We start from the raw sequence: 23,234 nt of genomic DNA, 5'->3' as shown, positions 1-23,234 counted from the left end.
TTAGTTCTTGGTGATCGTTTCGTCGAGGTTCAGAAGGCTGCGGGCGACGAGCGTCCAGGCGGCTCGTTCCACCGCGTTGTCGTCACCGCCGCCCGCGATGGTCGCGGCGTTTAGTTCCTTGCTGGCGAGGCGATGTAGCTGCTGGGCATAAAACTTCAGCACCAGTTGCAACTCTTCTTCGCTAGGCGGACGCGTGAGGCAACGACGAAACGCCTCGCGGGCTCGCGCGGTGGTGTCGCCATCGAATTTCGTCAGTTGCGTGCCAAGTGACTGGGCCGCTTCCAGGAACATGGCATCGTTCAGTAGGGTGAGTGCCTGCAACGGTGAATTGCTGATCTCGCGCCGAGGCACGCAGGCTTCGCCGCTAGGGGCATCGAACGTGAGGAACATGGCATAGGGGGCCGTTCGCTTCGAGAACGTGTACAAGCCACGGCGAAAACGGTCCTCACCGGTGCTCACGTTCCAGGCGAGCGGGCCATAGGTTCCTTCGGCAGTCACACCTGCGGGCTGTGGCGGGAAGACACTGGGCCCGCCCAGTTTTGGCGAGAGCAGCCCCGCCGACTTCAGCACCACGTCGCGAATAAGTTCCGCTTCGATGCGGCCGCGCGGGTAGCGACCGAGGAGCAGATTCTCAGGATCGGCGGCGGTCATTTCCGGCGAGACATTCGAAGCCTGCTGATAGGTGGCACTCATCATGATCAGCTTGTGAAGCTGTTTCATGGACCAGCCTCGCTTGGGCAACTCGAGCGCCAGCCAATCAAGTAACTCGGGATGGGTTGGCGCGGAACCTTGATAGCCAAAGTCGTCAGTGCTCTTCACCAGCCCACGACCAAACAGTGCCGCCCATTGCCGATTCACCGTCACGCGCGTCGTCAACGGGTTCTGGCCATTCACTAACCAGCGGGCGAAGGCCAGGCGATCTTTCGGCACAACAGCTTGCTCGCCCACGAGCGAGAGTACCCCAGGCTGCACTTCTTCCTTCGGCTGCAAGTACTCGCCCCGATGATGAAGGTGCGTCGTGCGCGGATGATCGGCAGGCCGCTCACTCATCACGAGCGTCGTGGGGTAAGCTGGCAGTTGTTTTTTGAGTGCATCGACCTGCGGCTTCGCAACCGTGGCCAGGAAATAGCTCAGCAGTCGTTGCTGGTCGGCGGCCGATCGTTTGTCCGCAGCGATATGCAGCAGCGGTTCGATTTCGGCGGCCACATCGCTAGCGACAGGATTTTCTTCATCGGTCGCCCACATGCGAAACCGGCCCAGACCAGCCGCGTAGTACTTTTCGAACAGCAGTTGAAGGTGAACGGTCTCCGCTGGCGTCACCGGTTCAGCCAGCACGAAGACGGCTGAGTGCTCGCGTCCTTGACCGCCGTTGATCGACCAGCCGGTCTGCGGATCGCCGTCGATGGCCGCGGCCGCGTTGTTCTTGCCGCTGGCAAAGGTCTGTGATGTCTCCCTCCACTTCTGCTTGGCCTCTCCCTTCAGCAGCGAGATTTCGCTGAGCCAGAAGTCGCCGTGCGGTCCTTCATAGGCAATGCGCCCTGGACCCCGCTTCGGCAAACGATCGTCGGGAATGACTTCGAGTTTAATCGCGGTGATTTTCGGCAGATTCGTTTTGAATTGCAGATCGTACACATCACGTTTGCTGAAATCACCGCTGGCAAAAATCGTGTTGTTCGCTTCGATGGTCAGACTCGGTAATTCGCTCTTTGCTGCAACCGGAGTGAGCACTTGCCAGTTCGCAGACTTTTCTTTGTTCCGTTCCAGCCACCGGGCAAATTGCACGTCCCGCTGTGAAGCTAAGTCCGGTTTCGTCCGGTCGGGACCTTCGTCTTTCGCTTTCGTTCCCCAACTGAGTCGCAACTTGCCAAGCGTATGCTGGGTGCCGTAATCCTGACGAATGGTCACTACCCAGCGACCTTCTTCGAAAGACTTTTGCGGCGCCGCGAAGGTGATTGTTGCCGTGCGGTTTACATTCCACTCGCCCGGACCGTGGATGGCCCAGCCAGTCTTGGAATTGCCATCGAACACATCGGCAGCGGGAAATTTCTCTTGGGCGAAATCAGCGGTGGCGGAAGCTAACTTGAGAGGCTGATGCTCTTTGCCGCCATTGTCTGCGGCAGCTCGCACCTCAACTTCCGTCACGACAAAGTTGCCATGCGGCGTGCGTCCCGGCCCCTGGCTCGGCAAACTCTTGTCGGTGAGTGCTTCGATCCGCAGGGCGCTGATTTCGCTGGGGTCACCGGCCAATACCAGCGTGTAAGTATCGGTAGCGGCCGCTTCGCCAGAGAACAGTACCGAGCCATCCTTCAGCACTTCTGCCTTCGCGCCACTGGTCGCTTTGGCTTCGATGACCTGTGGTGTCGCAAACTTGAGATCGCCAGTTGGTTCTGCAAACGGCGGATCCGCTTCGAGCGCTGCAATCTGCTTTTCGATCTCGGCTCGTTTCGCCGCGATGTCCGCCTGCGGCACATCGAATTCAGGCTCGTCGGCATTGTTGACGAGCGCCATCATTTGGTAGTAGTCGCGATGCGGGATCGGATCGAATTTGTGGGTGTGGCACTGAGCACAGCCGAGTGTGAGGCCGAGCCAAACGGTCGCGGTGGTGTTGATGCGATCGACGCTCGCGTAGAAGCGGAACTCCTGCGGATCGATGCCCCCTTCTTCATTAATCATCGTGTTGCGATGAAAACCGGTGGCGATTTTTTGCTGCGGCGTGGCGTTGGGGAGCATGTCGCCTGCCAACTGCTCGATCGTGAATTGATCGAAGGGCATGTCGGCATTGAGCGCGTTAATGACCCAATCGCGGTAAGGCCAGATGGAGCGGGGACGATCCTTTTCGTAGCCATTGGTATCGGCATAGCGCGCCAGATCGAGCCAGCGACGAGCCCAGCGTTCGCCGTAGTGTGGCGACTGCAGCAAGCGATCGAGCAGCTTCTCATAAGCGCGGGGGTCTTTGTCGTTCGCAAACGCATCCGCCTCGGCAGGCGTGGGTGGCAAGCCAATCAAGTCGAGATAAGCTCGCCGGACGAGGGTATATTTGTCGGCTGCTGGCGAAGGCTGTTGCCCGGCAACTTCGAGCTTGGCGAGAATGAAGTTGTCGATCTCGTTCCGTGGCCAATCGGTCTGTTTGACGGTCGGCACGGTGACGGGCTTGGGTGCGAGGAAGGCCCAGTGCGCATCGTACTTGGCTCCCTGCTCGATCCAGGTCTGCAGCAGTTTTTTCTGTTCGTCTGAGAGTGGCTTGTTCGCGGCCGCCGGCGGCATTTGCAGGTCGCCATCGCTGGTGAGAATCCGCTTCACCAGTTCACTCTTGGTGGGCTGCCCCGGCACGATAGCTGTCTCGCCGGACTCCAGCTTTTTTGCCGCTGCATCGGGCACATCGAGCCGCAAGCCGGCCTCGCGTGTTTTGTCATCCGGTCCATGGCACTTGAAACAGTGACCCGAGAGAATTGGCCGGATCTGCCGGTTAAAATCGACCGGCTCCGCAGCGACGACAGGCACTGCCAGCGTCAGCAAGCAACAGGCCAACCAGCAGTATCGAAGGCACGTATCACAAGTCATCGAGGAAGCTCCGCGGGAGAGTACGAACTCCTCGATTCTACCCCCGCCCAACTTCACCGACCACCGCGACAGTTGGCCGTAAGTGGGCGTTGACAGCCTCACGGGAGCAGCAGTGCTAGCTACAAAGCCCTTGCCTTGGCCCCAATAATTCAACTGGAGAGCAATCTCTTGACGATACATGTTTAAACAACTATCGTTACAAGGACATTTGGTCGCCTCCACGCTTCCTCCTCCTCGGAGTTACCTTCGCATGGTTACTGGCAACACCTCGGAACCGATCTTTACGGATGTGGTGGTTATTGGCGGCGGGCCCGCGGGAGCGACCTGCTCGACGATCCTCGCCCAGCATGGCCACAAGGTGCAGCTGTTCGAGCGGGAACGCTTTCCCCGGTTTCACATCGGCGAATCGCTGATTCCGGAAACGTATTGGGTCCTTAAGCGGCTCAACATGCTCGACAAGATGAAGGGGAGTCACTTCGTCAAAAAGTTCAGCGTGCAGTTTGTCACCGACAAAGGCAAACTCTCCGAGCCCTTTTACTTTCACGACAACAAGCCACACGAATGTTCGCAAACGTGGCAGGTTCTGCGCAGCGAATTCGACCTGATGATGCTGCGCAACGCCGCTGAGCATGGTGTCGAGACGCACGAAGGCGTCCGCGTGCTTGACGTGCTGTGGGAAGGCGAGCGAGCCGTGGGTGTGAAGGTCGAAGACGAGACTGGCAACGTGCGCGAAGTGCGCAGCAAGGTCGTGGTCGATGCCAGTGGTCAAAGCTCGATGATCATCAGCCGGCTGGGTCTGCGCAAGTGGGATAACGACTTGAAGAAGGCCGCTCTCTGGACGTACTGGGAAAACGCCTACCGTGATACCGGCAAAGACGAGGGTGCCACTCACGTCATGCAAACGGAAGGCAAAAAGGGGTGGTTCTGGTATATCCCGCTGCACGACAACGTCATCAGCGTTGGTATCGTGGCCGACCATGAGTACCTGTTCAAGAATCGCGAGGGCATGGACCCGGAAGCGATTTACAACGAACAAGTCGCCATGTGCCCGGGGCTCATCCCGCGGCTGGCGAATGCCAAACGCGTTGCTCCGTTCCGCATCGCCAAGGAATACACCTATCGCTCGCAAAAGGTTGCCGGCGATGGCTGGGTGCTGGTCGGCGATGCCTTCGGCTTTCTCGACCCGCTCTACTCGTCGGGCGTGTTGCTCGCCCTGCGTTCCGGTTCGGTTGCTGCCGATTGCATCTCGGAAGGTTTGAAGAGTGGCGACACCTCGGAAACGCAACTCAGCAAATGGGGCCCCGAGTTCATCACCGGCATGGAACGAATGAAACGGCTGGTGTGCGAATACTACGACGGCTTCAGCTTTGGCCGCTTCGTCAAGAAGCATCCGCACCTCAAGGGGCATCTTACCGATCTGCTCATCGGCGACTTGTTCGAAGACAAGGTCGACGATGTGGTCGAACCAATGAACGAGATGCGCGCCGAAACCGCTGCCTACAAAGCGGCCCAAGCCACCGCTCATGTGCAAGGTTGATTGGGAAGCGAGTGTGGTGGACTGGGTGATCGATCACCCAGCCTCCATTGCCGTTTTTGAAGAATTCGGGATCGACTATAGTTGCCCGGGCAAGTCACTGGAGTATGCTTGCCAACAGGCAGGAGCGAACCCTGCAGCGGTCGGCGCGAAGCTGTGCTGCGCAATGAATCCGGCGTTCACCGCAACCCAGGAACTTCGGTGTGATCATCGGAATACTTTCTGATACGCATAATGAATTCAAGCGCGCACGAATTGCCGTACAGATGCTTCAAGATCAGGGAGCAGAACTACTGTTCCACTGCGGTGATATTTCTGAACCAGAGATGATTCCGCAGATCGCGATCCTGCCAAGCTACTTCACTTTTGGAAACCATGATGCCGACATGGTGCCCCACTTAGACAAAGCCATAGCCGAAGCTGGGGGCATATCGTTAGGCTGGGGCGGCGAAGTCGAACTGGGCGGCAAACGAATCGCAGCTGCGCATGGGCACACGCACATGGACGTCCGCCGCTTGCTCGCCAATAAGCCCGACTGCTTACTCACGGGGCATCTTCATTTTCCAGTCGACCGCGACCAAGACGGTGTTCGCCGCATCTGCCCTGGCGCTCTGCATCGAGCGGATGAATACACAGTCGCCACGCTTGATCTGTCGACGGGAGAACTGCGGTTCGTCAAAGTACCCGAGTAGTCGCAGAGCATTCATTCCCATTCGCAATGCTCATGGGACGAAAGAGTAACGTAGCTCGCCTACGAACTGGCCTTCAATTCGGCCAGATGCTGGGCGGTGCCGACGAGACGGTCCCAATTGGTGACGATGTATTCGGGTGGGCCGCCGGATTGGGCGACGTGCAGCGCCACTTGCTCGGTAGGGACCATTTCGATGGCATCCCAGGGGCAAACTTTTAGCTCGTACGGGTTTGTCTTCTTGCCCGGAATGTGCACGCACACTTCGCAACCCACGCACCGCTCGAGATCGATCTGGCAGAAGGATTGATTTCCTTTCACGCCGTGATTGAGCTCGATGAGCGTGATGCAATCGACGGGACAGACCTCCAGACACGACTCGCACCCGGTGCAATTGTCGGCGGTGATGACCGCGAGCTCTTTGGGCAGCTTTTTGCGGGGCCCTTGTTTGGCCATAACGGTCCTCTTCGCGGAAATCCTTGCCAGGCAAGGCCTTGGGTGCTATTCAACAGCTCACTGGCCAACTTGTCGCGGCATCGACTATCGACCGCGCAAGTACCTGTGAGAAATTTCACAATCAGCTCTATCGGGATTATAGGCCCGCGCGGGTCACTCGCCAACTGGCAATTCCGATTGCAGCATTTAGGTCAGAGCGTCTGCCCTCCGCCACTCTGGCCTCCCGTCTCTACCCTCTCAAGAAATTGCCAGAAAGTATGGCCCCAGCGGGGTTTGGTGTCGCGGAGCGGGTTCGTTTCCGGCATAATAACCGCCCATAGTCTCGGCGCGGTGCGCGCTGCTCGCTGACTGTCAGCAGAGCCGCAACAAGCTGGAGAGCCATGCAGCGAACTGTTCTTCACTCACGATGTTGCCAACCTTGCCATTCACGTTGAATGTCCGATCCCTTGGGTCGGCCCTCCCTCGGCAGGGTCTCTACGCGCCTCCCATGACGCGAGCAACGACGGCCAGGTCGACACAATCGACAGCGCTTGATCGTCGTTGGAAATTGGACTCATCGGCTGAAGCACTTGCCGTTGCAGACGCCCGTTCGCGGGCTTTCGTACACGTTGCGTACACGTCTGTTTTTTGCCCTGACGAGCTTCGTCGCGAGCTGAATGGCTCGAGCGAACACTGCTCGCGGCAGCGCCCTTGGCCCACTGCAAACTGCGAGCACGCGAATCACGCGCCTCGCCGGGCCACTCTCCCGCGCTGCGCGTCTGGTGCTCGACGAGCGTTACTTGCTACTTCGGCCGGAACGTCCTGGTTGACGTTCGCCGAACCGGCACAGGCGCGCGAGCTTTGCCGCTGGTTGCGACCAGCTCTGCAAGTGCAGAAGCGCCAGGGCTGGCCTTCAAATCACGAGAGAAAACAAGTCCATGAAGAGCGAAATGTTGGTGAATGTCTCGCAGCCCGAGGAGTGCCGAATTGCCATCATTGAGGATGGCCAACTCGAAGAGTTGTATATCGAGCGGGCGAGTGCAGATAACTACGTCGGCAATATCTACCGCGGTCGCATTGTCAATTTGGAACCCAGCATTCAAGCTGCCTTCGTCGATTTTGGCGTCGGCCGTAACGGCTTTCTGCACATCAGCGACGTCGAATCGCAATACTTCCGCCAAGGTGGCTTCGACCCAGCCGAAGCGATGATGGGTGGCCGCAACGCCGATATCGATACCGGCGAAGATGACAACGGCGGCGATGGTGATGGTGATGCCGACGAAGAGGGCGAAGGAGGCCGTCCGCCACAGCGTCAACAACGGCAGCAGCGCCGGCCACCCCGCGGTGGACGTCCCCGCATTAAGCCGCCGATTCAAGAGATCTTTCGTCGTGGCGACGAAGTGCTGGTGCAAGTTATCAAGGAAGGCATCGGCACCAAGGGACCCACGCTCTCCACCTACATCAGCATTCCTGGTCGCTACCTGGTACTGATGCCGGCTCTCGGCCGCGTCGGTGTCTCGCGCAAGATCGAAGACGATCAACTGCGCCGCAGCCTGCGAGATACCCTGCTGGAACTCAATCCGCCGAAGGGACTGGGCTTCATTGTCCGCACCGCCGGTCAGGACCGGGCGAAGAAAGAACTCTCGCGCGACATGGCCTACCTGCTGCGGCTGTGGAAGGTGATCGTTCGCCGGCTGAAGAAGACGACCGGCCCGGGCGTGATCTACGAAGAAAGCGACATGATCATTCGCACGATCCGCGATATCTTCACCGCCGATATCGACGCCATCTACATCGACCAGGCCGACGCCTACGAGCGAGCCAAAGAGTTTCTGCAACTCGTGATGCCGCGCCACGTCGATCGGCTGCGTCACTACGACGGCCGCGAACCACTCTTTCACAAGTACAAGCTGGACGAAGAAATCGCTGGCATTCACAAGCGAAAGGTTCCGCTTCGTGGCGGCGGCTCGATCGTCATCGATCAAACCGAAGCTCTCGTCGCGATCGACGTCAACAGCGGTAACTTCCGCACGGGCGACGATGCCGAAACGAGTGCTTTCAAGCTGAACATCTCGGCAGCCAAGGAAATCGCTCGTCAGCTTCGGCTGCGGGATCTGGGTGGCGTCGTGGTCAACGACTTCATCGACATGCGCCGCGAAAAGCATCGTCGTGGTGTCGAACGCGCGCTGCGTGACGCCATGCGTCGTGATCGTGCCCGCACCAAGATCCTGCGCACCAGTCCGTTCGGCCTGATCGAAATGACGCGTCAGCGCATTCGCCCGAGCCTGAAGACCAGCGTGTACAGCGATTGCCCATGCTGCACCGGTCGTGGCGTGGTGAAGACCGCCGAGAGCATGGCCATCGAAGTGGTCCGCATGCTGATGCTCGCCAGCCAGCAGCCGAAGATCGCCCGCGTCACCGTGAAGGTGTCGGAAGCGGTCGGTGCTTACTTGAACAACAAGAAGCGTCGCGAGATCACTCGCCTCGAAGACGACTGCAACATGAGCGTGCAGATTCTCAGCACCTCCAGCGTGTTCCCCGAACACCTGGAAATGGAACTGCGCGACGTCGAAGGCCGCGAAGTGATCCTACCGCTGTAATCGACCGGCATCACCGCCAAGCAATCCAAAAAAGCACATGGCCGGAACGAGCTACTCGTTCCGGCCTTTTTTTGGAACCACAGCTAATCAAAATGCCCTGTGGTCAGTTATTTCCCTCTCCGTTTCACGGCATAGCCATAGGGTGTGGGCCAACTGGGTGTGCCGCCGAGTTCTTGTTCGGCTTTGAGAGCCCAGTAGGGATCGCGGAGGAGTTCGCGGCCGATGAAGACGAGGTCGGCTGCACCGCTGGTGATGATCTCGTTGGCGTACTGCGGTTCGGTGATCATTCCGACCGCGCCGGTCATGATGCCCGCTTGCTCTTTGATTTGTTGAGCCAGAGGGACCTGGTAGCCGCGGCCCACCGGAATCTTGGCATGGGGTACGAGTGCGCCGGACGAGACATCGATCAGGTCGATGCCCAGCTTGAGTAGTTCGCGCGAGAGCTCGACGGACTGCTCGACGTCCCAACCGCCGTCGACCCAGTCGGTGGCCGAGATGCGGACGAACATCGGCAGGCCCTGCGGAATGATTTCGCGCATCCGCGCGGCAACTTGCAGCGTGAGCCGCATTCGATTCTCCAAGGTGCCGCCGTATTCATCGGTGCGCTGATTGCTCAGCGGCGACATGAATTCGTGCAGCAAATAACCGTGGGCGGCGTGAAGCTCAATCAGTTCAAAGCCAGCACGCAGGGCCCGCTGGGTTGCGGCGGCAAAGTCTTCGATCGTGGCTACGATCCCCGCGCGGTCGAGGGCAATCGGTGTTGGGTCACCATCATGAAAGGGGATGGCACTCGGCGCGATGACGGGCCAGCCTCCTTCGGCTACGGTCTTCAAGCTGGCTCCGCCGAGCCAAGGTTCCTGGCAACTGGCTTTGCGCCCCGCGTGGGCCAACTGAATCGCCGGCACGGCACCTTGCGACTTCACAAAGCGGGCAATACGAGCGAGCGGTTCAACGTGCTGCTCGCTCCAGATGCCCATATCGCCGGGCGAGATCCGCCCTTGAGCGGTGACTGCCGTAGCTTCGACCATTACCAGCGCCACGCCACCCGCGGCACGACTGCCGAGATGCACCAGGTGCCAGTCGTCGGCCAACCCGTCTTTGGCACTGTACTGGCACATGGGAGACATCACGATTCGATTGCGCAGCGTCACTTCACGAATCTTCAGCGGCGATAGCAGGTCGTTCGCCGGAACTTCCCGGTCGTGATCGCTGTCGGCTGGGCAGCCATGCTGCTTGCTGGACGTGGTACTCGAAGCGGGCTGTGATGAACTCATGACGAAAATCCGTGTCTAAGTGACGGTTCTATAAGGGCACTGATCGTGACGCAGCAGTCTACCCTTCCAATACAGGGCCGCTGAGAAGCGTCTTACAGAGAAAACTTCCGAATCTGCACAATCGCTTACTTAGCCAGACGAACTCTCGTTATAGAAGCCGACTCGCCAGAGAGCTAGGATTTACACATCAACTCGCGACCAGCCGGCGGGAGCCACGTTCGTGCCAGAACCCGTATTAAGCGACGACACACGCTACTCCCTCGATTGGATTGTTGTGGGAAATCGAACCGTTCCTCTCGTACGAACTTGGATTCAAGATCAGTCAAAACTGGCAAAAGCAAAATGTTACCTGCATGTGCCGCTCCAAAATGATCGCCGTAATTGGGACGAGACGAATTACTTTCGAGCAGCCAGAACCCGGCGCTCGAAATCTGGCTTGCTGAGGATTAACGAGTTGGAAGCAAACATTCGCGCAGCGGTCCGGACGCCATCCGCGGACACACGGAGACAACAGCAGCCCATCAGTGAACGGGTGGTCTTTCGGGTATCAACGGGCTCGGTTTCCGCTGACCGCCTCGGTTTGATCATTAGTACCTTTCTTCGGCAGCCGTGTCGCAACGATTGCTGCTGCAATCGAAAAACGTGCCAGCCAACCGTCGAACTAAATCTCCGTCGAGGCAAACTCGTCTCGCGAACCGCTCCGATCCACTGTGGTCCCGAGTACGCCGCGAGACATTCGTGTTCCTGGGATCGTCTCGATCTCTGGATTCGCGGGTGCGCCAGGCAGGCACTGGAAGTTGAACAACGGCAGACAGAGGTGCAACCGTCACCAAAAGCGGACCTCGTACTCTGGCTTAACGGGCAGCCCATCGATCGAGATGCATTGCGAAGGTGCGAAGTTGTTTACCTGCAAGACTTCGGAGCCGTGAGTCTGGCTCAACTGGTTGAGGCCGAGCGAGTGAAGCAGATATTGATCTGGAACGGGATAATAGGCGCGAAGGAAGTAGGTGCATTTCGTTCGCTGGCAGATCTGGAATTGATTGCGACTGGAAATACAACGGTTACCGAGAGTGCTCTGCGGGGATTGAAGTGGCTCCCTAACAAAGTCCAACTCCGCCTAGGCTTGACGAGGCTCGATGACGATGCAGTTCAATTACTCGCACAGCTTCCAGGTTTGATTGATACCTCATTCAGTGGCAAAAGAGTGACGAATCTCAGCATCCGGAAGCTGACGCGGCGTCAATCGCTGCAAAGTCTGTCGTTGAAGAACTGCCGCCTCACGAATTTTGGAGTGGAACTCATCCCTCGCTTGCCTCAATTGAAGAGTTTGAGCCTGTCGGAATGCGAGTTAACGTCGCGGGCAATGCGTGTCGTGGGAAGTTGCCAGGGCTTGGAATACTTGAACTTGGCGCACACGCGCTTGGCCGATCAACACTGCCCGCAACTCTCAACTCTTCCCAAGCTTCAACGACTGATTATTGAAGGAACCCAAGTAACGGACTGCGGCTTGGATGTCCTGGCAGAATCGGGGGCGCTAAAGGTGCTTTGCATTGGCGGGACACGGCAGATTACGCGAGCAAGTATCGAGCGATTCTGGGCGAAACGGCCCGATATCAAACTGCGCACCGTGGGATTACATTAGCCGCTCAGCGGGAATTTCTCAATTGCTGTGGCATCGGCATTGATTGATTCTGTTCTCGCCTGCTACCATCTGCCGCCCCAGCGGGCAAAGGACTGCTGCACCATGGTTCGAACAAAATGCGTATTGCTGAGCTGTGTCTTGCTCTTGTCGGGGTGCATGGTCATTGGCCACAACGACGAGTTTGAATTCGATCGAGCGGCCAGCAACGAAGTGGGGCAGTTTGCACCGGACTTCTACATCGGCAAGACCAAGCAGAATGTCTATGCGCCGTTCTTTTGGATCTACAACGAATCGCCGCCGCACGATCTCGTCATGGAGACGTTTGACGCCACCTACCATAACGCGAGCAAGCCCTTTGAGACCGTGGTGATTGAATCACTACAAATCGAGCGCGCCGGAGAGGCACCCGTGGAGTTGGTTTCGTCTTCGTGGCCCTTGGAAGATCGCACGCACAAGATTCCGCAGAGTAGCAAGGACAAGGTTGGTGAGGAGGCCACGGTCGTCTTCAAGGCGGCCATCACGCGCCGAGATGCATTTGTGCTGACGATGCGGGGCTATGCCGTCAACGCGTCCGGCGAGCGGTTTCCGTTTGAGCGACGACAGGCTTATCAGTTCAAAGAACGACGCTGGGTCTGGGGACTGCTGACGGCTTGAGAGAACTGACAGAGATGTCCTCTCGGCGGAGCGAGAGGACTACGATGGAGAACAGGGCACCTCTCGGCGGAGCGAGAGGACTACGGTGGAGAGCAGGGCACCTCTCGGCGGAGCGAGAGGACTACGGTGGAGAGCAGGGCACCTCTCGGCGGAGCGAGAGGACTACGGTAAAGCGAGAGGAGTAGCATCAAGAGCGGAGAGCGCTACTTCATTGGAAATGAGGGCTTGGGCTCGTAAGCCTGGCAGCCGAAGTCGCGGCCGATGGTGAGGAATTTTTGGCGGTCGTCTTCGCCGATGTGCGGGCCTTCGATACGGAAGAATTGCCACGTCCACGAGACTTCGAACTGTCCCGCCGAGCCTTTGCCCACCAGCACGCCGGGCTTTTCATCGACACCGGTGAACTCGGCCTTGATGCGGTCGATCACTTCTTTCACGGGCAGGTCTACCAGGCCGTCGACATCCTCGCCAAAGCTCAATTCCTGACTGATCGACTCCGCAGGCTGCTTCACCTGAGGTTGCTGCCGCCAAAACATTAAAACCTGCCGCATGATTGCTCCCTGGGCCAACTTCCGTTGCCAAACCTGGACTGATGACTCTGACAAAAAGCCGGGCCCGCCATTCCTGCCCGACGAACTAGATTCTAGCCGAAACCACCGATTGGGGTACACGGTTAACCGCAGGGAAGTTGCTGCAGGAAACCCGCAGCGCAAGCCCGCGACCAGGATTTTCTAAGAATACTATTGACAATGATTCACGAAGTCCTTGAGATATGATTTGATTGTGCGCGAGACTCGGTTGTCGAGGACTTTCACTCCGCCGAGACGAGCGAGGCCGGTGAGGGTTCATGGACAAACAGGCGTAGTGGCGCGGGGTGCCATTGAACTGCAAGTAGTTGGCAATTCATCACTTCGGAGCAAAACCAGCGAACCGCTCGTGTCCAAAAACCTGGGTCCGGGACAATCAGGCAGAAATCGGTCAATCCAGGCGTACTGGTTGCCGATGGCTGACTGTTGTCCAATTGCGGCAATCTCTGGGTTGATGCTGGCGAAGGAGCGAACGAATGGCTGAGCCAATCATTAGTGTGTCTGGACTACGCGGGGTGATTGGCGAAACGCTGACGCCCGATTTGGCGGTCCGGTATGTGGCTGCCTTCGCGGCCACTTTGCCGCCAGGCCCTGTCGTGGTCAGCCGAGATGGCCGCACGACGGGAAGTATGCTTTCGCTGGCGGTGCAATCGGCGCTGGCGGCGAGCGGCAAGGATGTGTGGGATGCGGGTGTCGCCGCGACACCGACGCTCGGCGTGCTGGTGCGACACTATCAGGCAGTCGGTGGCGTGCAGATCTCGGCCAGCCATAATCCGCTGCCCTATAACGGTTTAAAGCTGTTCAGCCACGAAGGGCGAGTGATTCCAGCGGCCGCCGGTCGTCTGGTCCTCGAGCGCTACCGGCAGGGGCATTTCGCCTGGGCCAATCACGAGAAGATCGGCTCGATTCGCTCACTTCCCGACACCACGGGCCCCCATTTGAAACTGCTGCTCGCCACGGTCGATGAAGCGGCCATTCGCGCGCGGGGCTGCAAGGTGCTGCTCGATAGTAACGCAGGAGCCGGCAGTCATTTGGGGCGTTCGCTGTTGCAGCGGCTCGGATGTCACGTAACGATTCTCGGCGGCGAACCGACGGGCAAGTTCATTCACCCGCCCGAACCCACGCTCGACAATTTGCAAAGCGTGCAGCAACAAGTGGTCTCGGCGGGCGCGGATATCGGCTTTTGTCAGGATCCCGATGCCGATCGCCTGGCCATTATCGACGAGACCGGTCGCTACATCGGCGAAGAGCTGACGCTGGCGCTTTGCCTCGACCATGTCTTACGTCAGCAGCAGGGGCCGGTGGTGACCAACTGTGCGACCAGCCGGATGTCACAGGATTTGGCTGTGAAGTACGGAGCTGCTTTTTCGCGTTCGGCCGTCGGTGAGGCAAACGTGGTCGACGAAATGATTCGCGTCCAAGCCGGCTTTGGCGGCGAAGGCAACGGCGGGCCGATCGACCCGCGCGTGGGTTATGTGCGCGACAGCTTTGTGGGGATGTCGCTGATCCTGGCCGCACTCGCCGAGCGCAAGTGCAAGACGAGCGAGTTGGTCGCGGAACTGCCTCGTTACGAAATTCATAAGACCACGACGCCGCTGAGCAGCGAACAACTGCCGGCCGCGTTCGCCGCTTTGGAACAGCACTTTGCCGATGCCACACCGGACAAGCTCGATGGCCTGAGGCTCGACTGGCCCGATCGCTGGCTGATCGTTCGAGGTAGCAACACCGAGCCCCTGGTGCGGATTATTGCCGAAGCCCCGCAAGCGGCCGCGGCGGCCAAACTGTGTACCGAGGCCAGTCGCGTGCTGCAGGTTTTGCGGACATAGAGGCTTCTGGTTGAGGGCAGTTCAACGGGGTGCGCAGATGGATTTCCGTAGTAATTAGTAGGAAATTTACGCTGCAATACGACGACAACGAAAATAAACATTGGCTATGGGTGCTTATCATGTATTTCAATTCTGGATGTTACATGCGCGATTGTTCGTGTTTTATTACGGCAGATTCGACGCCATTAGTGGCAGCGATTCTCGACGGCGAAGAAGCGAGGGAGTGTCCAAAAACGTGGGCCAAAAGTGGTTATCAAATGGTTATCACCTGGAGGGCCCACAACCGGCTTTTTGACTTCGGAAGGTCTTGGGAAGAGGGATGTTAAGTGCGATTTGGCGAAATGATTTTTTGTCGCGAAAAGTTATCAAAAGGGAAGTCGTTTTTGGACGTTTGGAAGGCTGGGTGCCAGTTCGACTAAGGACAAGGGGGCGGCTCTAAGGGCGAGACTTCTGCGGTTGCCAGGGATCGCTGCTCTTGCCTTTGCAACCGCCAGCCACGTAGGTGGGCAACGTACTCCCTGGCGAAGAACACCCAGCGAAGCCACGACTGGGTGTTGTTGGCAACGTGCATCGAAATGCCAGCGAGCAGTCCCGCGGGAGAAAACAGCAACGCGACGAAGCCGACATAAAACAGGATGTGCGTGGGAATGGCCCACCAGCCTTGATAGAGATGCACGATCAGGCAGATGACGAGTCCGAAGAGTATTGCCAGCCAAGGAAGCTGAGTGAGGTTCGCCAGCATGTAGACCAGGAAGCCGCGATAGACGAGTTCCTCGTGAATGGGGCAGACGATTCCGGAATTGATCACATCGAGGACCTGAGCGACTCGTCCCCGCGCCAGCTGCATCGTGACAAACATACGCCGCTGTTGCTCTTCGAGTTCCGCATTTTGACGGTAGAGAAACCCGGCCAAGACATTTTGAGCCTTAATCATGAAGTGGCAGCACAACAGACCGACGAGAATCGTCCAACTCCAAGGCGAGGCGGTGCGAAAGCCGACGTCGGCGAAGGTCCAGACCCGACCAAACGACGCGACAAGAACGCAGAGGACAAAGATGTGCCCTAGCATGTGGTTCACCGGCGCGACCCAGGTCGCGCGAGTGACTTGGAACTCGGGTGACTTGTCGTCCGGACGGCGTAACAACATCTGCACCGAGTACCACCAGGTGGGAAGCTCGCGCAGTAACAAGAAGACGAGTAGCAGCCAACGGTCGATCAGGATTGAGTCAGCCTCGAGTTCCCCCTGCCGCTGGCGAAAATAGCCGCAGGCGGCCCACGTCACGGCGGCCCACAGTCCCCAGCGATAGTCGAACCACGAGTGCCATTTTTCACGCATGGTCGCTGAGCTTCGGTGGTCGTAAGAAACAGAATGGTTGAGACGGTGCTGGGAGGGGAAGGATCAGTTTCAACTGGGCAGGGGTGAAATGCAATTCTGCCGTCAGTTACGAATCTCTGGCGAGTTGATAACCGGCCAGGCGGGCCAAGACGAGTCCCGTGAGCACGAACAGACTGGTGAGCAGCATCAAGAAGAAACTCGTGGCAAAGTTGTTGATGCCATTGAAGGCGTTCCAGAAGCAGGCAGTTACCAGGATGGTCGCGAACAGGCCTAAGGCAACGAGTACGAGGCGCTGGCGAGTGAGAATCAAGTAGGCAGCCATGCAGGGCACGATGACCACGAACGAAACGAGCATCAAGTCGTTGGAGAAGCGGATTGTCTCGATGTTGAAGTAACGAAAGACAGCGAACACGAAGGCTACGCAAGTGGTCACGGCAAACAAATTACTCACGCTGAATTGCCACGGCGAGGGGAGCAGCGGTTGATGTTCGTCGGCGAGAATGAGACGCCAGCCACGAATTTGCCAGAGCCAAGTGACGAGTAATACCAGGGTGGAATAGACAAAGAACAGGGCAATGACATTACCCAGATTGGCTGCACCAAGCACGCGATCGACGAAGAATGCCGCTGCAATGGAAGAACAAACAAACATCCAGATTCGCAAGGCAAAGTGTTGCCGACCGAGTCCGCAGACGAGGGCAATCAAGCCCGCCTCGGCAAAAGCTAACGCAATGGCCAACACCGCAGCAGGCTGGAGACGCGGTGCGCGGCTGACGCGAGCCCAGGTGAGCGTGAGGAGGTTTAACTCGGCGGCAGCCACGATGAACAACAGCGCGAGTGTCCAGGCAATGATGGCGGCGTTGCGCACGCGCGGAACCTGGGTTGCGGCCGTCGAGGTCGCCGTGGGTGAAGCAGGCGAGATGTCAGCGGATGAGTTCACGGATGGGTCTGGCCCGAGACAAACAAAACGGAGATGCAGCGGCCGGTTTCGACCAGCCCGTTTTTTGCTATGGTTGTTTCCCTATTATCTTAATTGACCGAGTTCCCCGGCATGTCACTCTCCACCTCTACTTCACCGCCGATCGTTGGCCGGCTCGCGCCGTCTCCAACGGGTGCGCAGCATGTAGGGAATGCGCGGACGTTTCTGCTCGCCTGGCTCTCGGCCCGGTCGCAGGGTGGCACGCTGATTTTGCGGATGGAAGACATCGATTCGCCGCGAATCAAGGCGGGGGCGGCCCAGCAGGCGATCGACGATTTGCGTTGGCTGGGGCTGAACTGGGACGAAGGGCCCGATTGTGGCGGGCCGCAGTTCTCGTACGTGCAAACCGAGCGGCGAGCGCTCTACGAGGCGGCTCTGCAAGAACTCAAACGACAAGAGCAAATCTATCCCTGTACTTGTTCCCGCAGCGAAGTGGCTGCGGCGGCGAGTGCGCCGCATGCTGGGCAGGAAGGTCCGCGTTATCCGGGCACGTGTGCGGGGAACCAAGCGACGACGGCGGAGCAACTGGACCCCGGTTCGTTTGCCTGGCGTTTTCGCACCAGCGATGAGCCGGTGACGTTTCGCGATGGCTTCGTCGGCGAAGTAACCTGCCACGTGCAGCGAGAACTGGGCGACTTTGTAATTGCCAAAGCGGATGGCACACCGGCGTATCAATTAGCCGTGGTCATCGACGATCACGCGATGGGAATCAACGAAGTGGTGCGCGGCGACGATCTGCTGCCGAGCGCGTTTCGCCAACTACAAATCTATGAATTCTTTGGCTGGCAAGCCCCGCGATTCGTTCACGTGCCGCTAGTCATCGGCGAGGATGGTCGCAGGCTGGCGAAACGACACGGCGATACTCGTCTGGCCTGGTTTCGCGCCGCAGGAGTTTCGCCCGAGCAGATCATCGGCTTACTTGCCTGGTCGTGTGGATTGCAACTGGACACGCGACCAGTCTCCACGCAAGATCTACTCCTCTCCTTCTCTTGGTTACCAATCCCGCGCGAGCCGTTCGTCTTCACTACTCCAATGAACGACGGCCTGCTCAAATCGACTTGATCATCTTCCTCTCTTCATCTCATTCACCCTTCATCCCTTTCCCAAAATGGCCATCGACACTCCTGCCAAACTCGCCATCATCGGAGCCGGGCCCATCGGACTCGAAGCAGCCTTGTATGCTCGGTTTCTGGGCTACGACGTGGTGATCTTCGAACGCGGCCGAGTGGGCGAACATGTTCATTGGTCTCAGCACGTCAAGTCGTTTGCTCCCTTCGCGCAATGCAGTTCGCCCCTCGGGCTGGCTGCGATCTTGGCGCAAGACGAAAGCTACAAGGCTCCGGCGGTGGGTGCGTTTCTCACCGGCCAGGAATGGCTCGATCGCTACTTGCTGCCTCTCGCCGAGACCGACCTGCTGAGCGATCACTTGCGAGTGCGTACGCGGGTGGTGTCAATCGGCAAAGAGCAGGTGCGGCGAACCGATCGCGCGGCTGATCTGCCGGCAGGTGACGAGCGGGGAGATTGGTCGTTTCGCCTGCTGGTGCAAGATGCCGATGGGAATGAGAAGATCGAAGAGGCCGATGCGGTGCTCGATTGCTCGGGCGTGCGTTCGCACATTCAGTGGTGCGGGCACGGCGGCTTGCCCGCGATCGGCGAGCGGCAGTTGCAGGGTGAGATCGTTTATCACTTGCCAGATCTGTTGGGCGTAGATCGGGCGAAGTATGCCGGTAAGCACACATTGCTGATCGGTCATGGCGACTCTGCCGCGCAGGCCGCGGTCGACCTGGCAGAGTTGGCCGACATCGATCCGGAGACCAGGTTCACTTGGGTCACGCGTCACGAACATCAGCCCGCGGGCGGACCGGTGGCCACGTACGCGCACGATCGCTTGCCCCAGCGTCGCACTTTGGGTGAGCGGGCCAATGCCATCGCCGCGCGAGATAGCCAGTGGCATTGGGGGACGCATGTCGAAAAAATCGTGCGCGAACCTGCCGGGCCGCTGGTGGTGTCGTTCTTCGGACAACTGACGGGCGAGCATTCGTTTGACCATGTGCTGGCACTCGTTGGTTATCGGCCCGATACCTCGCTGCTGGCCGAGTTGCAGGTCGATCTCGACCCGGTCACCAGCGGCTTGCGTAACCCGCTCGGCGATCTCGTGCAGTTAGAGGACAATTTTTACATCCTGGGAGAGAAGTCATTCGGGCGCAAGTCGGGCTTTCTGTTCACCGACGGTTTGGACCAAATTCGACAGCTGTTTGCCATCCTCGGCGACCGCCCGACGCTCGATCTGTACGCCGCCGGGCAGCCGAAACTGGGCTAACTCGCTGTTGGTTGCCCAACCGACCCTTTCCGGCAGCATAATCGGGGCTTGTGACGCGGCACTTTCTTGATATTCTGGACTGTCTTCCTGGGAGTAATCCTGGGCAAGAAACCTTTGGCGGGGTAGCTCAGTTGGTTAGAGCAACGGCTTCATAAGCCGTGTGTCGGCGGTTCAAGTCCGCTCCCCGCTACTCACCGTCTCCGACGGTGCGCGCAAATTGGCTGAAGCAGAGGGGGAATCCCATGCTGAGTCTCAGTGCTTTGAAGAGTGATGCACAAAGTGTCACCGAATTGTCGATTCAAGACGCTCATCTCCGCAAGCTCGCAAAAACGGTTGAAGATCTGATCACCGTCGTGGAAGGTCTGGAAAACGACGTCAAGTTCGCCCGCCAGGAAGCAAGCGAAGCCAAACGCGAGGCCCGCGAAGCAGGCCGGTAGTCTCACCGCTGGAGCCGGCCGTGGCTGCTTCTCCCCAGGCGATTTACTGGCGAATCGCTCCGCTGATTTTGCTGGTCGCAGTCGCGAACTTTTTCACAGTGACACTGGTGGAGTCAGAGCCGTCCCAGTGGGTCCTGGGATTGATCTTCGGCACCATCTTTCAGCACTGCGTACTGGCAGCAGCCTGGGCGGCACTCGGTCCCGGACCGCTGTTGTGGAGACTACCGCTGTCATTGGCTTGGGCGAATGTGATGGGGCTCTCGATCGCCGTGCCCATTTGGATGGAGCACCGCGAGCCTTGGGCGATGATGTGGGTGCTGACAATGGGCAGCCTGTGGTTGGTTGCTCAGTTTCCCCTATGGTGTGGCTCGTTAATCTTCAGCGTTCGACTGCGTCACTGCAGCCTGCCGGTTGACGATGTTCGCGAACGTCAATTTGGCATTCGGCAACTCATGATCTTTACCGCTTTGATAGGTGTGCTGCTGGGGTTGGGCCGAATGCTGCTATCGCTCGCTTGGTTCGACCTAAGAGTTGACGACCAACTGGGGTTCTTTTTGTTTCTCTTGATCGCGCAGATGATTGTCAGTGTGCCTCTAATCTTCGCCTCGTTGCTCCACAAACACTGGCTGCCCGGAATCTTAATCAGCCTGCTGTTTATCGCCCTGGTGACCGTAGTGGAATGGCAATTATCTTGGAAACTCCTTAGCATCGGGCCGGTGATGGAAAGAGGCTTTCTCGCCTGGATCAACTTCTTCAGCGCCGTTTGGGTGCTCATCTTCGCAGCCATCGTGCGCGGTAGTGGCTACGGCTGCGGTGTGGCCGAGCCACGCTCGAGCACTGCGGTCACCGGCCAGTGATCGGATGGCGTGCGGCCGTCTTTGGATGTGCGGTCGATCGCTGCGGCGGTGATCTTCCACGCCGGGTTCACGGCGATCCAATCGATGCGCCCGCCACTCACTTGCGAAGCCTTGAACGGTGTCGTTGTCCCTTCTTCGTTGCCCCGCTCTGGGTGCAACTTGCGAAACGTATCGACGACGGGGCTCGCCTTACCGGCAGCTTCGCCAAAGAACGCTTGATAAGGCGCGCTCGCTTCGGCAGAGTTGAAATCGCCGGTCACAACGACAGCCGTGTCGCCCGCGACAGCTTCGATTTTCTTCCGCAGCAGCTTGGCCGATTCCAGCCGAGCTTGTTTGCCCATGTGATCGAAATGGGTATTGAAAAAAGTGATGGGCTGCGATTGAGGCTGCTGGAGATCCTTCAACTTGACCCAGGTGACCATGCGGGGCAGAGAAGTATCCCAGCCTTTGCTGCCGGGCTTGTCGGGCGTTTCGCTCAGCCAGAAATGCCCGCCATCGAGCTTCTCAAAACGATCACGGCGATAAAACAGCGCCACCGATTCGCCGTCCAGCTTGCCATCGTTGCGACCCACGGCCAGCGAATCGTACTCGGGCATCTTCTCAGCCAGATAGTCACGCTGAAACAGCAGCGTCTCTTGCGTGCCGAGCAAGTCCGGCTTGTAAGCGTGAATGGTCTCGGCGACCCATGCCTTCCGCTTGTCCCAATGATTCTCGCCATCCTTCGCCGTGCCATAGCGAATGTTGAAACTCATCACACGCAGCGGAGCATCGGCCGCAACGAGCCACGCAGGAAGAAACAAGAGACAAAAGCTGACAGCAAGAGGCAGGCGTATGGTGAACATAAAGGAGACTTCTCGAATGGTGAGTGGAAAGGACTGCAGCACCGGTACTACAGAGCAGCATGCTGGTTGACTTCGACGCTCTAACATAGCCGATGATCGCGGCCATTCCTCGGTTGAAATGGCACTCGCCCACTCAAAAGCACTCCTCCACGGTCTGCACGGGAAACTTACTCGGCGGAGGCTCGATCCAGTTCGTTGGCACCAGCCGGCGAAAGCCTTCGGCCTCTTGCACTAACCTGCCTCGCGCATCAACGCTGAACGCCGAGCCCGGCTTCGGCGTGTAGTTCTCCGGCGCCGATGGATGCCGCTCCGTCGTAAACGCTGGCGCCGTCGACCGCAGGAACTCGATCGTAGGACAGGAAGAGGGAGAGGGGGAGTGTGGAAGAGCGGGAGAGGGGGAGATTTTGGAGTCCAGTTGAGGCTGCTCTCGACCTTCTCCCTTCCGCCCCCGCGTTTCTTCCTTCCGCCCCCGGGGTTCATTGGCTTTTGCACTACCGACCGGCAACATCGCGTTGCCAACTCGCTCGATCTTTGCCTCCGTTTTGATAACTTTTTCGTCGATAATTTCAGCGATAACAACGTCGTCGATATCTTCTACTCCCTCAACGACTTCGCACGATTCCACCACCGTTATTTGCGGTATTTTTCCGCCGTCGGTGATAACCGTTTGATAACCACTTTCGCACGTGCTCAACACCGCTTCCTGCCCACTGCCTTCTTCCTTCCGCCCCCGGGCCTGCCCCGGGGGTTCAACGGCTTTTGCACTACCGCCCGTCAACATCGCGCTGCCCGCTCGCAAGCTCTCCTGTGAAGCCAGAGCACTTTCCCAGCGGTCGCCCCTCACTTCGACTCTCTCCCCTGAGTACCAAGGTGAGGGAGCCAATGCAGCAGCAACGGCGTCGACGCGCATTCCTCCCTCGTTCTGCATTCTGCGTTCTTCCTTCTCCCTTTCCTTCGCCTCCCATTTCTCCACTTCCGGCAGCGCCGCGTCGATCCACCGCCGCTGCTCAGCCATCCGCTCGTCGTACGTCATCTCGGGCTCTTCCGGAAGCCGATTCTTCGTCTCGAAGTCGACCGTGCCATCGAGTTTGATCCCTTCAAACTTCAGCATCTTTTCGCTCATGCGAATCGCATCGTTTGAGAAATCGCGGATTGCCGTCGCGAGTCTTCGACGACGTTTCTACCATCAATTCGCCCTTGAACTTGCGTTTTTTCGCATTGAATTGCGGCTCTTGCGACGCCCGCCACTTCTCGCACATTTGCGAGTAACCCATATCGAGCCGACGCTTGTGCTGCCGCGTCAGCATGTGCAAGCGCTGGATCCGCCCCTGCTCGCTCTTGTGCTCCGTCTCGCGATTGGTCGTCAGTTCGGGCTCGCCTTCCCAGCGCTGCAGCTTGTGACAAATCTTGCTCACCGCAGGCTGCGAGATGCCAAACTCCGCCGCCACCATCCGCTGCGAGACTCCATGCGTCGAGCATCGCTCGTAGATCTCCAGATCCCTCGGCTTCGGCGCGCGGAAAATGCTCTGTGTCTTCTTTTTCTTGCTCATGTTTCGAACTCCGGCGAAGAAAGAGGGGGAGAGTGGGAGTGAGGGAGAGCGGGAGACAAATGCCTGAAAGCGCATATCTATTTCCCTGGTTAACCGAGCCGCTTGCGGCCGCTCC

At 58.4% G+C, this 23,234-nt stretch carries 20 protein-coding genes and 1 tRNA gene; 12 read left to right on the top strand and 9 right to left on the bottom strand.

Annotated elements, in window-relative coordinates; genetic code table 11:
* Window positions 1–3,561, bottom strand: a complete 3,561-nt coding sequence (locus tag NA78x_RS03405) for a PSD1 and planctomycete cytochrome C domain-containing protein (RefSeq protein ID WP_425617015.1) — start codon at window positions 3,559–3,561, stop codon at window positions 1–3.
* A 250-nt stretch (window positions 3,562–3,811) separates the two neighbouring features.
* Between NA78x_RS03405 and NA78x_RS03400 the strand changes: the two genes are divergently transcribed.
* Genes NA78x_RS03400 through NA78x_RS03390 form a run of 3 tightly spaced genes read left to right on the top strand, consistent with a single transcriptional unit; the run spans window position 3,812 to window position 5,787 of the window.
* On the top strand, window positions 3,812–5,098 hold the full coding sequence (locus NA78x_RS03400) for an NAD(P)/FAD-dependent oxidoreductase (protein WP_425617014.1): 1,287 nt from the start codon (window positions 3,812–3,814) through the stop codon (window positions 5,096–5,098).
* The gene (locus NA78x_RS03395; protein ID WP_425617013.1) at window positions 5,085–5,321 is read left to right on the top strand and encodes a DUF542 domain-containing protein; all 237 of its coding nucleotides are present in this window, start codon (window positions 5,085–5,087) and stop codon (window positions 5,319–5,321) included. Before NA78x_RS03400 ends, NA78x_RS03395 begins: the two co-directional genes overlap by 14 nt.
* Complete coding sequence (locus tag NA78x_RS03390; RefSeq protein ID WP_425617012.1) at window positions 5,299–5,787, top strand: metallophosphoesterase family protein; 489 nt, start codon at window positions 5,299–5,301, stop codon at window positions 5,785–5,787. The genes NA78x_RS03395 and NA78x_RS03390 overlap by 23 nt, the downstream gene beginning before the upstream one ends.
* A 59-nt stretch (window positions 5,788–5,846) precedes the next feature.
* Here the strand turns inward: NA78x_RS03390 and NA78x_RS03385 are convergent, their stop codons facing one another.
* Window positions 5,847–6,239 (bottom strand): 4Fe-4S binding protein, encoded by a 393-nt coding sequence (locus NA78x_RS03385; protein ID WP_425617011.1) that lies wholly within the window; start codon window positions 6,237–6,239, stop codon window positions 5,847–5,849.
* Between the two features lie 917 nt (window positions 6,240–7,156).
* Between NA78x_RS03385 and NA78x_RS03380 the strand changes: the two genes are divergently transcribed.
* Window positions 7,157–8,818 (top strand): Rne/Rng family ribonuclease, encoded by a 1,662-nt coding sequence (locus NA78x_RS03380; protein ID WP_425617010.1) that lies wholly within the window; start codon window positions 7,157–7,159, stop codon window positions 8,816–8,818.
* A gap of 107 nt (window positions 8,819–8,925) precedes the next feature.
* Here NA78x_RS03380 and NA78x_RS03375 read toward each other — a convergent pair whose 3' ends face one another.
* Window positions 8,926–10,092, bottom strand: coding sequence for an NADH:flavin oxidoreductase/NADH oxidase (locus NA78x_RS03375; RefSeq protein ID WP_425617009.1), 1,167 nt, complete (start codon window positions 10,090–10,092; stop codon window positions 8,926–8,928).
* Between the two features lie 220 nt (window positions 10,093–10,312).
* On the opposite strand from NA78x_RS03375, the gene NA78x_RS03370 reads away from it, so the two are divergent.
* Window positions 10,313–11,734, top strand: a complete 1,422-nt coding sequence (locus NA78x_RS03370) for a leucine-rich repeat domain-containing protein (RefSeq protein ID WP_425617008.1) — start codon at window positions 10,313–10,315, stop codon at window positions 11,732–11,734.
* Window positions 11,735–11,836: 102 nt separating this feature from the next.
* A complete protein-coding gene (locus NA78x_RS03365) occupies window positions 11,837–12,388 on the top strand; it encodes a hypothetical protein (protein ID WP_425617007.1) in 552 nt (183 codons plus the stop codon).
* Between the two features lie 203 nt (window positions 12,389–12,591).
* Here the strand turns inward: NA78x_RS03365 and NA78x_RS03360 are convergent, their stop codons facing one another.
* Complete coding sequence (locus tag NA78x_RS03360) at window positions 12,592–12,936, bottom strand: hypothetical protein (protein ID WP_425617006.1); 345 nt, start codon at window positions 12,934–12,936, stop codon at window positions 12,592–12,594.
* 512 nt (window positions 12,937–13,448) lie between these two features.
* Between NA78x_RS03360 and glmM the strand changes: the two genes are divergently transcribed.
* Window positions 13,449–14,798, top strand: a complete 1,350-nt coding sequence (gene glmM, locus NA78x_RS03355; RefSeq protein WP_425617005.1) for a phosphoglucosamine mutase — start codon at window positions 13,449–13,451, stop codon at window positions 14,796–14,798.
* A 415-nt stretch (window positions 14,799–15,213) separates the two neighbouring features.
* Here glmM and NA78x_RS03350 read toward each other — a convergent pair whose 3' ends face one another.
* Window positions 15,214–16,134 (bottom strand): CPBP family intramembrane glutamic endopeptidase, encoded by a 921-nt coding sequence (locus NA78x_RS03350; protein WP_425617004.1) that lies wholly within the window; start codon window positions 16,132–16,134, stop codon window positions 15,214–15,216.
* Between the two features lie 106 nt (window positions 16,135–16,240).
* Window positions 16,241–17,074, bottom strand: coding sequence for a hypothetical protein (locus NA78x_RS03345; RefSeq protein ID WP_425617003.1), 834 nt, complete (start codon window positions 17,072–17,074; stop codon window positions 16,241–16,243).
* Window positions 17,075–17,185: 111 nt separating this feature from the next.
* Here NA78x_RS03345 and gluQRS point away from each other — a divergent pair, with 111 nt between their 5' ends.
* The 5 genes from gluQRS to NA78x_RS03320 all read left to right on the top strand — a co-directional run bounded on the left by gluQRS (window position 17,186) and on the right by NA78x_RS03320 (window position 20,727).
* Window positions 17,186–18,175 (top strand): tRNA glutamyl-Q(34) synthetase GluQRS, encoded by a 990-nt coding sequence (gene gluQRS, locus NA78x_RS03340; RefSeq protein WP_425617002.1) that lies wholly within the window; start codon window positions 17,186–17,188, stop codon window positions 18,173–18,175.
* A gap of 46 nt (window positions 18,176–18,221) precedes the next feature.
* Complete coding sequence (locus NA78x_RS03335) at window positions 18,222–19,433, top strand: hypothetical protein (protein ID WP_425617001.1); 1,212 nt, start codon at window positions 18,222–18,224, stop codon at window positions 19,431–19,433.
* A gap of 116 nt (window positions 19,434–19,549) precedes the next feature.
* Window positions 19,550–19,623 (top strand) — tRNA-Met (locus NA78x_RS03330).
* A 52-nt stretch (window positions 19,624–19,675) separates the two neighbouring features.
* Entirely contained in the window at window positions 19,676–19,870 is a 195-nt protein-coding gene (locus NA78x_RS03325) for a hypothetical protein (protein ID WP_425617000.1), read from the top strand.
* A gap of 20 nt (window positions 19,871–19,890) precedes the next feature.
* Window positions 19,891–20,727 carry a hypothetical protein gene (locus NA78x_RS03320; protein WP_425616999.1) on the top strand — a complete coding sequence of 279 codons (837 nt, stop codon included), beginning with the start codon at window positions 19,891–19,893 and terminating at the stop codon, window positions 20,725–20,727.
* Here the strand turns inward: NA78x_RS03320 and NA78x_RS03315 are convergent.
* From NA78x_RS03315 to NA78x_RS03305, 3 genes are all read right to left on the bottom strand, one after another.
* Window positions 20,673–21,569: an endonuclease/exonuclease/phosphatase family protein gene (locus NA78x_RS03315; RefSeq protein WP_425616998.1), complete on the bottom strand. Its 897-nt coding sequence runs from the start codon at window positions 21,567–21,569 to the stop codon at window positions 20,673–20,675. The genes NA78x_RS03320 and NA78x_RS03315 overlap by 55 nt on opposite strands.
* Before the next feature lie 133 nt (window positions 21,570–21,702).
* Window positions 21,703–22,692 (bottom strand): hypothetical protein, encoded by a 990-nt coding sequence (locus tag NA78x_RS03310; protein ID WP_425616997.1) that lies wholly within the window; start codon window positions 22,690–22,692, stop codon window positions 21,703–21,705.
* Window positions 22,667–23,119, bottom strand: coding sequence for a hypothetical protein (locus tag NA78x_RS03305; RefSeq protein ID WP_425616996.1), 453 nt, complete (start codon window positions 23,117–23,119; stop codon window positions 22,667–22,669). Before NA78x_RS03305 ends, NA78x_RS03310 begins: the two co-directional genes overlap by 26 nt.
* Window positions 23,120–23,234: the final 115 nt, after the last annotated feature.

The organism is Anatilimnocola aquadivae (assembly GCF_049819085.1).
In the GTDB taxonomy this organism is placed as follows: Bacteria; Planctomycetota; Planctomycetia; order Pirellulales; family Pirellulaceae; genus Anatilimnocola.
Note: the sequence above shows the minus strand (reverse complement) of the source record. Positions and strands in the feature narration are given on the sequence as shown.